General features: G+C 57.2%; 13 protein-coding genes, 1 tRNA gene and 1 pseudogene. 6 read left to right on the forward strand and 9 right to left on the reverse strand.

What is annotated here, in order from left to right:
- Nucleotides 1–29: 29 nt before the first annotated feature.
- A complete protein-coding gene (locus OX459_RS08570) occupies nucleotides 30–464 on the reverse strand; it encodes a GPO family capsid scaffolding protein (protein ID WP_289904835.1) in 435 nt (144 codons plus the stop codon).
- On the opposite strand from OX459_RS08570, the pseudogene OX459_RS08575 reads away from it, so the two are divergent.
- From OX459_RS08575 to OX459_RS08595, 5 genes and pseudogenes are all read left to right on the forward strand, one after another.
- A pseudogene (locus tag OX459_RS08575) lies at nucleotides 375–749 on the forward strand (capsid portal protein); the annotation flags it as partial. The gene OX459_RS08570 and the pseudogene OX459_RS08575 overlap by 90 nt on opposite strands.
- Entirely contained in the window at nucleotides 746–961 is a 216-nt protein-coding gene (locus OX459_RS08580) for a hypothetical protein (protein WP_289904611.1), read from the forward strand. The pseudogene OX459_RS08575 and the gene OX459_RS08580, both read left to right, overlap by 4 nt.
- A gap of 284 nt (nucleotides 962–1245) precedes the next feature.
- Nucleotides 1246–1803 (forward strand): hypothetical protein, encoded by a 558-nt coding sequence (locus OX459_RS08585; RefSeq protein ID WP_289904612.1) that lies wholly within the window; start codon nucleotides 1246–1248, stop codon nucleotides 1801–1803.
- 10 nt (nucleotides 1804–1813) lie between these two features.
- On the forward strand, nucleotides 1814–2452 hold the full coding sequence (locus OX459_RS08590) for an SOS response-associated peptidase family protein (RefSeq protein WP_289904614.1): 639 nt from the start codon (nucleotides 1814–1816) through the stop codon (nucleotides 2450–2452).
- A 362-nt stretch (nucleotides 2453–2814) separates the two neighbouring features.
- Nucleotides 2815–4149 (forward strand): P-loop NTPase fold protein, encoded by a 1335-nt coding sequence (locus OX459_RS08595; protein ID WP_289904616.1) that lies wholly within the window; start codon nucleotides 2815–2817, stop codon nucleotides 4147–4149.
- Between the two features lie 175 nt (nucleotides 4150–4324).
- Here the strand turns inward: OX459_RS08595 and OX459_RS08600 are convergent, their stop codons facing one another.
- The 5 genes from OX459_RS08600 to OX459_RS08620 form a co-directional block, all read right to left on the reverse strand.
- Nucleotides 4325–5332, reverse strand: coding sequence for a site-specific integrase (locus tag OX459_RS08600; protein ID WP_289904618.1), 1008 nt, complete (start codon nucleotides 5330–5332; stop codon nucleotides 4325–4327).
- 168 nt (nucleotides 5333–5500) lie between these two features.
- Nucleotides 5501–5587 (reverse strand) — tRNA-Leu (locus OX459_RS08605).
- 102 nt (nucleotides 5588–5689) lie between these two features.
- Entirely contained in the window at nucleotides 5690–7987 is a 2298-nt protein-coding gene (locus OX459_RS08610) for a TonB-dependent receptor (RefSeq protein WP_289904836.1), read from the reverse strand.
- A 399-nt stretch (nucleotides 7988–8386) separates the two neighbouring features.
- On the reverse strand, nucleotides 8387–8782 hold the full coding sequence (locus OX459_RS08615; RefSeq protein WP_289904619.1) for a nuclear transport factor 2 family protein: 396 nt from the start codon (nucleotides 8780–8782) through the stop codon (nucleotides 8387–8389).
- An 11-nt stretch (nucleotides 8783–8793) separates the two neighbouring features.
- Nucleotides 8794–9006 (reverse strand): hypothetical protein, encoded by a 213-nt coding sequence (locus OX459_RS08620; RefSeq protein WP_010399127.1) that lies wholly within the window; start codon nucleotides 9004–9006, stop codon nucleotides 8794–8796.
- Between the two features lie 267 nt (nucleotides 9007–9273).
- Here OX459_RS08620 and OX459_RS08625 point away from each other — a divergent pair, with 267 nt between their 5' ends.
- Nucleotides 9274–10611: a polysaccharide deacetylase family protein gene (locus OX459_RS08625; protein WP_289904620.1), complete on the forward strand. Its 1338-nt coding sequence runs from the start codon at nucleotides 9274–9276 to the stop codon at nucleotides 10609–10611.
- Nucleotides 10612–10641: 30 nt separating this feature from the next.
- Here OX459_RS08625 and OX459_RS08630 read toward each other — a convergent pair whose 3' ends face one another.
- From OX459_RS08630 to OX459_RS08640, 3 genes are all read right to left on the reverse strand, one after another.
- Nucleotides 10642–11145: a DUF2939 domain-containing protein gene (locus tag OX459_RS08630; RefSeq protein ID WP_180278753.1), complete on the reverse strand. Its 504-nt coding sequence runs from the start codon at nucleotides 11143–11145 to the stop codon at nucleotides 10642–10644.
- A 125-nt stretch (nucleotides 11146–11270) separates the two neighbouring features.
- Nucleotides 11271–11717, reverse strand: a complete 447-nt coding sequence (locus OX459_RS08635) for a DUF2939 domain-containing protein (RefSeq protein ID WP_289904621.1) — start codon at nucleotides 11715–11717, stop codon at nucleotides 11271–11273.
- 36 nt (nucleotides 11718–11753) lie between these two features.
- A complete protein-coding gene (locus OX459_RS08640) occupies nucleotides 11754–12446 on the reverse strand; it encodes a hypothetical protein (RefSeq protein WP_289904622.1) in 693 nt (230 codons plus the stop codon).
- Between the last annotated feature and the right edge of the window lie 60 nt (nucleotides 12447–12506).

Consider the following 12506-nt stretch of genomic DNA (forward strand, 5'->3'; position numbering starts at 1 on the left):
AATGGGGTGTTGGTGGATGGCGCGGGCGCTTAAAACTCGATCTGCACGGCGCCGTCGTTGCCGGTGGCGGCCGGGCGGCGCGGGCCGTTGCCGGGCGCCTCGTCCATTTGCGCCTTGAAGGCGGCCAGCTCGTCCTGCGTGGCCTTCAATGCCGTTTCGGTTTTTTCCAGGCGGGACATGGCGCCCGTGTAGTTGTCGTTGGCGGTGACGACATGGCCGGCCAGTTCCTGCACGGCTTCGCTGATGTCGGCGAACTGCGCGGCGTCGGCGCCGGATTTATTCGAGAAGCGCGACAGCAGGTTTTTCACGGCGTCGGCCAGCTTGATGCCCTGCAGCTCGTCAAATTCCAGTGTGACCTCGACGGCGGCGGTAACCTGCGCCAGGCCATGCGCGACAGCAAGGGGCCGGGCAACTTCCGCAACCTGTTCATGTACGCGCCGAACGGCAAGAAGGACGGCATCCAGATTCTGCCGGTGTCGGACGTGGCCGCGAAAGACGAGTTTTTCAACATCAAGAGCGTGACGCGCGACGACCAGCTGGCCGCGCACCGCGTGCCGCCCCAGCTGATGGGCATCCTGCCGAACAATGCCGGCGGCTTCGGCGCCGTGGAACCTGCCGCGCGCGTCTTTGCGCGCAATGAGCTGGTGCCCCTGCAGGCGCAGTTCGAAGCGATCAACGAGTGGGCCGGGGTGGAAGTGGTGCGCTTCGCCCCGTATGACCTGGCCACGGGCGGGGAGGGTGCGCAATGAGCGACCACGTCGACAACACCGACAAGATCATCTATGCGGAAGTGGCGCGCGGCCTGGCCGCGGTGCGCGGCCGGCCCGCCCTGGTGGCGCACGGCTGCTGCCACTACTGCGACGAGGCACTGGCGCTCGCGCTGCTGTTCTGCAATGTGGACTGCCGCGACGACTACGACAAGGAGCAGGTGGCCAAGGCCCGCGCCGGCCGCGCAGGATGATCGTCACGCCGCGATAGTCGGCGGGGCAGGGCTGCGACAGCCCAGCCGCGCCGGAGCGCCCCAGCCACCGCACAGGCCGCCCACGAGGCGGCTTTTTCACGTCCCGATGAACAATGTTGCATCGGAGGCAAGAAAAAGCCCCATTTCGGCCCGGCGCGCGCAGTTGTCCCCCCTCCACACCTGCCCGCTATATAGGGGTCTTTTGACTCAAATTTACACCATGGCCGAAGGCGCATGAGGACTGGTGCGGCGGGGCGAACAGGGGGCATGCGATTTGACGCATTTTGACGCACTTTGACGGCTTTTTCGTGCGGGTGGTGTTGCGACGTGGGAACAGTGTTGTTTTCGCGCTGCGCCGCGTCCTGGCGCGGCTCTGGGCTATGTATGGCGTCTCTATGCTGATGATCATTCATCTTCACGCCGACGCATCATCGCCGCGTATTGCGGCCTCAAGAACTCTTGATATGCTGTATGTATGTACAGTATTTTATTTGGGTGTCATGACGATTGTTAAAATGTTAAAGATGCGCCTTGCTGGGGTGGAGGTGCCCAAGCGACGGCTGCATGACCGCTACAACTCGGCACGGCCCGGCACGTTGGAAGTCGTTGAAACGACAGACCAGGGCTTGCACCGGTTGGTGAAGCTGGCCCGCTTCACTTACGGCGAGAGCGGCAAATACGTTGACACACTGTTCGATGTGAATTTGCTCTGGTATCGGGACGGGCGCATGGTGTTGTCAGGGTTTGAGCGCAGCAAAGTGGATATGCAATTTTGCGACTATGCGCAGTCCTGGCTGTGTTTTGTCGGGACGGAGCCGCCGCCAATGCCGGAAGGCAGGTAGAATAAATTGCATGTGCGCCGACTATACCCCCAGCCGTAGCGATCAAATCGAACAGCATTTCGCTGTCCGCTCCCCCCAGTTTGACCTGCCGCCGGAAGCCTGGCCGGGATACATGGCGCCGATCATTCGCGCCTCGCACGAGGTGCCCGGCGAGCTGGAAGTCGCGCCGGCATGTTTCGGGATGGTGCCACATTGGGCCGATATGAAACTGGCGCGCCAGACTTATAACTCCCGCACCGAAACGGTGGCGCAGAAGCCATCCTTCCGCAATACCTGGAAGCGCAAACAGTTCTGCATTATCCCCGCCGATAATTTCTTCGAACCTTGCTATGAGACTGGAAAGCCTGTTCGCTGGCGCATTGAGCGTGCCGATGGGATGCCGGCCGCCATCGCCGGGATATGGGAGTTCCGGCCGCAGGATTTGCTGTTGTCGTTCTCGATGCTGACGATAAACGTCGATGGGCATCCGCTCATGCAGCGCTTCCACAAGCCGGATGATGAAGAACGGATGGTAATGCTTCTCGACCCGGACCAGTATGATGGCTGGCTCGATGGCTCTCTCGTGACCGAAGCAGATTTGTTCCAGCAGTATCCGGCAGAGCGCCTGGTGGCTGTAGCTGATCCGCTTCCGCCGCGTGTGAAAAAATGAACGCGAGCCCGAGCGCTTGAGGTTTCTAGTGACCACGATGAAAGAAATAGCTATTAAAATATGTCGTTTTTCCATTACTAGGTTAAAACATTAAAAAAATATAAATAATGACATTTTTCTTCTTGCGAACTATTTAATTTTCAACAGTTCAGTGCTGGAAATTGAGAGAATCTAACCCTCGATAACAGGCATCACAATTCTTGATGCTTATGAATTCCTGAATTTTTCAGTGAGCGTAGAGCCATTTTTCAATGTGGGTATGGCAATAAAGCTCTGCATGTCTAAAAGCGAGGTTGATATGCCAGCAGCGCACTAATTTTGCATATCTATTTTTTTGTAATATTTTATGCTTGGGAGATTTTATGAATTTTCAGCAATATCCTTTGTCAGTCGTGCGGAGTGAAATGGTTGGGGATGCCCCATTCGAAAATGATAAATTTGGTTTTGAGAATTTAGCAGTAAGAATGGCCGGTTATTTGGATCGTCTAAATGGCGGTGCCGTATTATCTATTAATGCTCAATGGGGGCAGGGAAAAACATATTTCGCTTTAAATTTTTCAAAATATTTGGAAAATAATGGAACTAAAGTAATATATCTTGATGCGTTTAAAAATGATTATGTGGATGATCCATTCATAGTTTTATCTTCTGAAATATCTAAAGTTATATCTAAGGATAAAAGTTCCATTCAGAAATTTCATAAAAAAGCAGGGGCTGTTGCATCTGCACTATTGCCTGCTGCGACTAAGGCAATAGCCAGGTTGGCAAGTAAGGCGATTACGGGTTCTGCTAATTTCTCCGAGGAGGTAATGGAGGAAGTGAGCTCTGCATTAAAGGAGGGTGGGGATTTTGCAGGAAAATGGGCAGAGGATGCGATTAAAAGACACGAAAAAGAAAAAGAATCTTTTGAAGGTTTCCGGGAAATACTTAGATCTTATACTGTTGATGTTTATAATTCAACCAATAAGCCGGTAATATTTTTTATTGATGAATTGGATCGGTGTAATCCAATATTTTCGGTTAAGGTTTTAGAGAGGATAAAGCATTTTTTTGATGTGCCGAATTTGATTTTTATACTTTTAATTCACAAGGATCAATTGGAAAATGCAATAAAAGGTGTTTACGGAAACAATACTAATGCACATTTATACCTAGGTAAATTTCTAAATTTTTCATTCGATCTTCCTTGGATTGGGCGTAGTAATGCCCCATTATTTGATTTTTGCAAGACGGAATTTGATAAGTATAGATTGCCTAATGAGCCCGACATGCATGAATTTATAAGTGTATTTACTTTCTTTGCTCGGCAATTTTCTTTGAGTTTGCGTGAAATTGAAAGAGCAGTGAGTCTATTTGTTTTTTCATTGCCATTGGAGTATGATTTTGAGAAGCTTGCATATTTAATTGTTTTGAAAATAAAATATGGAAATGCATATTTCAAATCTTTAATTGAACGAGGTTTTGATTCGCATGAGTTGGCTATAAGTAGAATTAAAGACCTGAGTAGGGTATATAAGCAAAACTCAACACGTGAAAATAGAGATATTTATGATGAATTAATTAATTGGCATCGATCAATTATTTCTCCAGATGCACAAGAATCCATTGCGTATTTGGGGAAGGTGGGATGGGGGCAAAATCAACAATTTGTTCTGCTGGATGAAATGGCGAAAAAAATTGATTTAACTTTGCGCTGAAGTGTGAGCAGTCTTTGTCGGCATGAGTTCATAACTTAGCAGGATTTCTTCGCTGAGTTGAAAGGAGTTAAAGCAAAAAAGGGCCGTCTTTGGATGGCCTTTTTGCTTTAACTGTTGAAAGCTCACCATCCCCAGAGTCGCCCATGCCAGGAGCTTCTTCCCGTATGTCCGCCCCCTATCCGAGCTTGGCTGCCATATCTTCAGCGCTCTCGTTGTAATAGACCTGGAGCATACGCAAATCTCTGTGGCCGACCATGCGCGCCAGGTCCAGCACGTTCAGTTTTTTTGCCAATCGCGTGATGGCTGCATGCCGGCTGTCGTGGAAGGTCAGTCCCTCGATGCACGACCGTTCGCGCGCCTTGCGGAATAGGGCATCGAGCGAGGCAGTCGAAATGCCGAACAATGGCGCCTCGCCGGAATCCGGCAACAGGGCCAGTAGTTCCAGCGCGCGTTTCGATAGCGGCACGTCTCGCCGCACGCCGTTCTTATTGATAGCGGCGGGGAGGCGGGCGACGGCGCCATCCACCCAGGCAGGCATCAGTCCGCAAATTTCCCCGGCCCGCATGGCCGTCTCGATGGCAAAGAGATAGGCGACCGCCACGGCCTGGCTCTTCGTCGTCACCGGCTCGTCGGCAAAGCCAAGTGCGTTGCACAGGCGCTCGATTTCATCATCGGTTGGAATGCGTTCGCGTGCGGCGGCAGGTTTGGGGCGGCGCACGTCGCTGGTCGGACTGTCCGCAAGCCATTTCCATTCCTTGCGCGCAGTTGTAAAGACGTGGGAAAGCAAGTTCAGCTCACGATTCACGGTGGCGCCACTGACCTTGCTTTCCCCGGTCATGCGCTGATCGCGCCAGGCGCCGAGCAGTTCAGGCGTCACGTTGGCCAGTTTTATATCTCTAATTTTCTCGCGGCCAATGACCACTTCGCCGATGGCATTGAGGCGCAGCCGCTCCCATCGCTCGCCACGTTTGTGGATCGAGACTTCTTCCAGATACCTGTCGAATGCGTCGCCGCAGCTTTTCCCGATGACGATGCCATTGTCGGCGCCGCGCCGGATTTCGGTTTCGCGTTCCGACGCCCAAGCCGCAGCCTCGGCCTTGGTGCTGAATGTTTTAGATTCCCGAGTGCCGTGGATGGCGATCTCTGCCCGCCAACCGCCAACCCGTTTCCTGAATGAAGCCATGCATCCCTCTCGTTGAGGCGTAATCATGGCGTAAATTTGGCGTAATCGCTACTGGTTTTTGTCGGTTTTAATCTGGATTAAGTCGAATTTCCGGACGTAAAAAAAGCCACTAACCCGTTGATTATATAGGGTTAAATGGCTTTTTTGATGTTTCTGAATTCTGTGCGCTGGTGCCCGGAGCCGGAATCGAACCGGCACGCCCTTACAGGCGGGAGATTTTAAGTCTCCAGTGTCTACCAGTTTCACCATCCGGGCAGCGCGGCGAGATTCTAGCACAGGTGATGCCCATAATGCCATCTTGTGCCTGAGCCATGCTGTCCGGTTTGCACCGGACAGCATGGTTTTATCTGCCTGCCGTCAGAACGTCGCCTTGAATTGCACCCCGTACGTGCGCGGTTCGTTGATGATGCCCGTCAGGTTGTCAAAATCGATGGCGCCCAGCGACTGGATCTGGTTGGTGATGTTGCGGCCGTAGGCGGAGATTTCGTATTTGTCCCATTTGTAGCCGACGCGCAAGCCGCCTTCCAGCAGTTCCTTGGCCTTGTATTCCTTCGCTTCATACAGGAAGAAGTTGTAGCTGGTGCGATAGGCCCAGTCCGTGTAGGCGTAGAACTCGCCATTGGCGAGGGGAATGCTGTATTTCAGGGTGAAGTTGGTCTGCCACTCCGGCGCGCGGGGCAGCGGGTTGCCGTCGATGTAGGCCGTACCCTTGAACGGACCGACGGGATCGGTGACGGTGCAGCCGCTGGCGGGGTTGTTTTGTGCATTGCCGCAGCTTTGCACGAACAGTTTCTTGTCCTGGATTTCCGTGTGGTTGTAGCTGCCGCCCAGGGTCATGCTGAGCGAATCGCTGAGATTCGCCTGGAAATCGAGTTCCACGCCACGGCCCGTGGCCTTGTCGGCATTGATCAGCTGGTTCATGTTGACGGCGCCGCTGCCGGCCGTCAGCTGCTTGTCCTTGACGCGGTACTGGAACACGGCCACGCTGAGGCGCGCGCGCTTGTCGAACAGGTCTTGCTTGATGCCCGCCTCGACGGACAGCGCTTTCTCGGCGCCGGCAAACGAAGGGCGGTCAGCCAGGCCGTTCAGGCGGCCCTGCATCGACGGCGCGCGGTAGCCGGTGGCGATGCGCGCGTAGGCATTGGTTTCCGGCGTCAGTACATAGGTGCCGCTCAAGTCCCAGCTGACGTTGTGCGAGGTGTCATGCAAGTTGAAGGGGCCTGCCGTGGTCGCTTCCACGCGCTTGGCCGAGAAATCCTTCTTGTCGCTCGTGTAGCGCAGGCCGGCGCGCAGTTTCAGGGCGTCCGAGACCGTGTAGTTGAGCGAGCCGAAGGCCGCGTAGGACTTCGAGCTCTGGTTTTGCGTGGCGTAGGCGCTGTTTTGCGGATTGCCGGGCGCCAGGCTGTCAAAGCTGATGCTGTCGATCTGGATATCTTCCTTGAAGTAGAACAAGCCGCCTATCCATTGCAGCGGGCCGCGGGCAGACGATTCGGCGCGGAATTCCTGCGAAATCTGCTTGTGGTTGGGGATCACGTCGGCCGTTTCCACGACGAAGGGGATGAAGCCAGGGCCCATCGGCGGGGCGTACACGGCGCCATAGCCGCCGTCGACGTCGGCGCGGCTGAAGAAATCGAGTTTTTCGTAGCCGGTAATCGAATGCAGGGTGACGCCGGGCAAGTCCCATTTCAGGCGCATGCTGCCGCCCTTGGTTTTCAGGTGCTGGCGGTTGATGCCATCGGTCGGGTAGGAGTTGTAATCGAAGTTGTCGACCAGGTCATTCGTGCCCTGTTTCAGGATGTTGGCGCGGAACAAAGTGGCCGTGCCGTCGAGGTTGCGCGCATGCACGTTGAACAGGGCGGTGAAATCGCGCGTGGGCTTGACCAGTACCTGCAGGCGGGCGGCGCTGTCTTCATAGCCTTCGAAGTCGCGCGTGCCGGTAGGGCGCGGGTTGTGCACGCGGTCGTCGCGGCGCTGCGTCTGGCCGGAAAAGCGCAGGGCCACCGTGTCGCTGACGGGCACGTTGAAGGCGCCTTCCAGGTTCTTCATGCCATCCTTGCCGAAACCGCCGCTCAGGTAGCCTTCCGTCTTGAAGACGGGCTTGGCGGAGTCGAACTTGATCACGCCGGCTGGCGAGTTGCGGCCGAACAAGGTGCCTTGCGGGCCGCGCAGCACCTCGACCTGATCCACGTCAAACACGGGAAAACCTTTCAGCATGGCGTTTTCCTGCACCACGTCGTCCATCACCAGGCCCACCGGTTGCGAGGCGTTCAGGTCGAAGTCGGTATTGCCCAGGCCGCGAATGTAGAAACGGGGAAAGGTGCGGCCGTAATCCGATTCGACGGAGACGCTGGGCGAACGGCTGTTGAGGAAGCGGATGTCGGCGCCGCCGGCCGTCAGGGTGTCGAGCTTGTCGCCCTTCAGGGTGGCGATGGACATGGGCACGTCCTTGATGTTTTCCGCGCGCCGCTGCGCCGTCACGATCACCGTTTCCAGCTGGCCAGGACCGGCTTGCGCCACCGGAGTGGCAGGCGCGTCGGTGGCTGGCGGCGGGACGCTGTCCTGCGCCATCGCCTGCAGGGGGAAGGCGGCAGTGATTGCCAGGGCAATCAGGGTGTGGCGTATTGTGCTGGCGCGTGTGCTGGCATGCGGTGTCATCATGAAACGGCTCCTGTCGGTGAAGGTTGTTGGGGCGCTGCAAGCTGGCGCTGGCCAGCTGGACGAAAAATCATGCTAGCACGGAAAGTTTTGGTATTCATGCCATTTTTCAGGCGCGCTCATTCATATGTTTTTCGACTGAATACGCGAATAAAATCGTATTTGTCGTCAATATTTGGCGGGTGCATAGTGGAGTGCCGGCAGGCTTGCGCGAGCGCAAAGTGGCCTGGCATGGCGATGGCGGTTTCCTGCGGAAACGCAAACAGAGGGAGGGCTGTTGCCGTGCGGCCCGCGCCCGGGCACTGGAAATACAACAGCTGCCGCGGATTTTTTTCGGCAGGGGCGTGTTGTTGCTGCGCGACAGGGGATAGTGCCGGTGGCGGCCATCCCCTGTGCTGATCAGCCGGGAATCGGCGTGCCCTGGTGAAAAATCATTTGCCAGCGGCCATCGCGCCACTTCCACAGCGAACTGCGCAAGCTGGCGCTGGCGGGCAGGGCGCCGCTGGCGTGGCGCTGCGAGCGGTAGGTCACCAAGGCCACATCCTCGGCCAGCAGGCGGGCTTGAAAATCGCTGATGCTGCGCGGACAAAAATCTTCTGCCGGCAAGTCCGCCAGGGTCGCGGCGCGTGTCCAGAGCTTGCTCGAGCTGCCGAATTCGACGAACTCGTCGGCTAGCAGCGCTGCCAGCCTGGCGCTGTCGGCGCGCACGGCCTGGCTTTGCAGCGCCGCTTCCAGCGCCTGCAGCTGCGCCGCCAGGCGTGCGCCGTCCTGCGTCTGGTTCGGCGTGTGGTCCATTGCCAAGGTCTTCAGATGGGAAACGCGCCCGCGCCCGACACATTCAGGCAGGCGACCTTGTCGCTGGAAAAATACTTGATTTGCCCAAGGCCGATGGCGTAGCAGCCGTCGCTGAGCGGGGAAATGGGGCCGGTGAGTTTTTCACCGCTGATCAGGGTCACCACCCAGGGCGTGGTGGCTGGTTTGCCCGCATGGGCCAGTGCGTGTTGTACCAAGTCTGACATGGAGCCTCCGATGGAAATCAAAGCTCGATGATAGCAGTGCCGCGCGGGCTTGGGCGATGCCGTGCCGGCCTGGCGCGCGGGCCGCGCCATGGCTGCAGCGGAAGGCATGACCGGGCGTCATTATTTATTTGCATAATGGCAATTAAGTGATATAGTTGACAAGCACTCCTGGCGAAAAAGCTTGGCAAGGCAATGTTGATTGATCCTTTTCTGCCGTGCAGCGTTTGTTCCGCCGGCGCCGCGCGCACTACTTTTGAAAGCCGCACCATGTCCAGCCAGTACCCTGACGCCCCGCCCCGCTTTTCCATGCCCCCGCCGCCAGTCACCAATACGCCGCTGGAATTCATGCCCACGCACGATCTGTCCTTCTGGGACAGCGATGTGACGTCGGGCTGCATGGTGTCGCTCGATGCCGCCGTGTCGTTCAAGGGTGGCTACCCCTCCTTGCGCATCGACCTGCCAGCCGGCTTGCCTGCCGGTACCGTCGTGAAAGTGGGCACGACAGGCGCTGCCGGCAAGGGCCAGCCGCGCATCCCGTTCAACTGGGACTTGCAACGCTTTTCCTTCGCGCTGCGCTCGACGAATGCCGCCATCATGCAGACGGGGGGCATGATTTACCTGGGCAACAGCGATTACAGCAGTTTCTGGTCCGGCTTCCTGAATGCCTTGCATTACGGCGGTTCCGCCGCCGCCGACACCTTGATGTTCGTCAACAATGAGTGGTGGGTGCCCAAGCTGGCCACGCCGCTCGATAGCGAGGGCACGCCCACGGCACAAAACCTGTCGCGCGGGAAATTTACCGTGCAGCTGACCGCCGCCACGACGCAGCCGGAAACCATCTGGCTGGGCATGGTTGCGGCGTTGCCGAAGCGTAAATTGCCCACCGTCATCTTGTCTTTTGACGATGGTTATGCCTCCTGGGATACGTATCTGATGGAGCGGCTGAAATACTATGATTTGCCGGCCTCGTTTGCCATCGTCACGTCCCTGCTGGGGCAGCCCGACTACATGTCGGCCGAGCGCATGAAGGTGCGCTTCGACGATCCGTCGCGCCTGTTCGACTTTACCCTGCACCAGAGCGTGCACGACAATGTGGCGGTCCAGGGTTCGGCCCAGTACGTCACTGCGCTGCAGGTGGGGCGGGACAAGATGCGCGCTGCCGGTATCGGCGGCGATGGGCCATCGCACCATGCTTGGGTCGAATCGCTGTGGACGAACACGGCCATCAACGCGATGCGCGCCGCCGGTTTCCTGTCGGCGCGCGGCGCCGGTTATACGGCCGAGCGCGGCTTTGACCAGATGTTTTTCACTGGCAACGACAAGGATGCCTACATCCTCAACACCTCCACGGTCAACCTGACAAACGACGCCAGCTTTGCGCAAGTCCAGGCGGCGATCCAGACGGCGGTGGGCGACGACAGCTTTGTGTTTGTCAACGGCCACGATATCGTCAGGACGCCAACGTCCGACTACCAGACCTCGTATGCGGTCATCGATGAATTGCTGGCATGGCTGGCGGGGCAAGTGGCTGCCGGCGCGCTGCAAGTGGTGTCGCATAGCCGCTGGTTTGCCGATACGACGGGCAGGGTGACGGACCGGCGCTGATCGCCCCGGGAGCAGGGCTGCGCCGGCGCCTCAGGCATCGGCCAGCAAGTTCTTCGGCAGGGCCACCGACACCAGCTTCCAGTGCCACAGGCCGTCGCGCGCCAGGGTCAGTTCGCCGATATGGCTTTTGCTGTGGGCGCGCTGCACCACGACGCTGTCCCAGGAGGTGTAGCGCAGTTTGTAGTCGGGCTTGGTATTGCGCTTGCGGCCGCTGATGTCGCTGACCTTGGCGAGCGGTTTTTCGTAGCGGTCATTGAGCTTCATCAAGGCGACGATGCCCTCAGGCATCAGCATGGTATCGAGCAAGGGGTCGATGACGTCGGGACTGATGTCGTCGGCCACTTCGGGCGCCGAGAACAGGGTGTGCAGTTGTTGCCCGAGGCTGCCGCGCAACTGGGGCAGGTCGATATGCGCAGCGAGGGCCTGGGTATCCTCGTCCATCGTTGCCGTGCGAATCTTGTTCATGGTGAAATACGGGCTGCCATAGAAGACGCCGGCCAGCGCGACCAGTGCCACTACAGCGAGAAGCATCATTCTTTTCATCGTGCGATCTCTCGGATGCCTGGCGACCCGGTGCGCCTGAAGTGTTGGCATTCTACATAATATTTCCCAAAATCAATATAGAGGTTTAAGTAAGTGTTGTTTTAGATCAAGTTTCTTTAAAGTAATTCCGGCGGCAAGGTGATGTCCGTCAGTTTCCAGTCCCAGATGCCATGGCGGCGCAGCAAAAACTGGCTGGCGGCGGGCCCGCCGCCGCTGCGCCGCAGCACCACTTCGTTCCATGAGCGGTACGCCATGCCGAAGTCGTGGCGCTTGCCGTCCGCCCCGTGCTTGCCATGCAGGATCAATACCGTGATGCCGGGCGGCGAGACGATGGCGTCGAGCATTTCCTTGAAATCGTCCTCATTGGCCGTTTCGCCGGCTGCCCGCAGCTGGCGCGCCACGCTGGCGCGCACGGCGGGCAGGTCGGCCTGCTGCGCCAGGTTTTCCAGGCGCACGGATTTCGCCGCCATGCTGATGCGGTACATGGCGACGTAGGGGCTGACCCAGGTGAAGCCGATGGCGGCAACGGTAAAAATGATCGCGGTGGCGTACTTTCTTTTCATGCTATATCTGCTCGGATCGCAGCTTGCTCAAAAGGGTCAATAGCCGCCAAGGATCTGGTATTCCAAACCTTGATTTCCTGCGCTGCGTATCTGGATCCGGATTTTCCGGAAGGTGACTTCCGCGGGAAAACTGGTGATCTCAAACGACAAGTCTTGCGCAAACGACGGCCGTGCCAGGTCGCCCGCATATTCTCTGTAGGCAATGCGCAAGGTGTGATTGCTGTAGCCCTGGTATAGCAACTGCGAATTGATGGACCTGTCGATAGGTGCGGTTTCCACTCCCGGGCCGAATTTGATGCCGGGATTGACATCTTCGTGTAACCACATCAGATCGCTTGCGACCATCACCTGGTCCAGCAGGCCATCATTGTTGCGGTCGGCAAAACAGGCATTCCTGGTCATCCCGGGCAGCAGCATGTTGAAGACCTGGCGTTCGGTGCAGTAAGCGGGCTTGCCTTCAATATCGGCGCGGTACAGGAAGTCGCCCTCGATGACGGCAACACGTCCTCCGCCGATGGACACGGCGCGCCCGTCGTAAATCTGATACCCCGTTTTGCTTGTGTACTGGAAGGTGGACAAGAGTGCTTCACCAGCAGTGACCTTTGAAACGATGTTCAGTTGTGGATCATGGCCGATGCGCTCCATCGTGCGGGTCGTCTCGCGGACTTCCATGGTGGCGCATCCGCTGAGTAGCAGCGCAGCGATGGCGACGCGGTATAACTTTTTCATTGATTTCCTTGTTTGTCTTGGGCGCGCTCATGCACAAGCCGGCGCGATTAAGGGGAAGGG

The sequence above is a fragment of the Janthinobacterium sp. SUN026 genome, assembly GCF_030397625.1.
GTDB lineage: Bacteria > Pseudomonadota > Gammaproteobacteria > Burkholderiales > Burkholderiaceae_D > Janthinobacterium > Janthinobacterium kumbetense.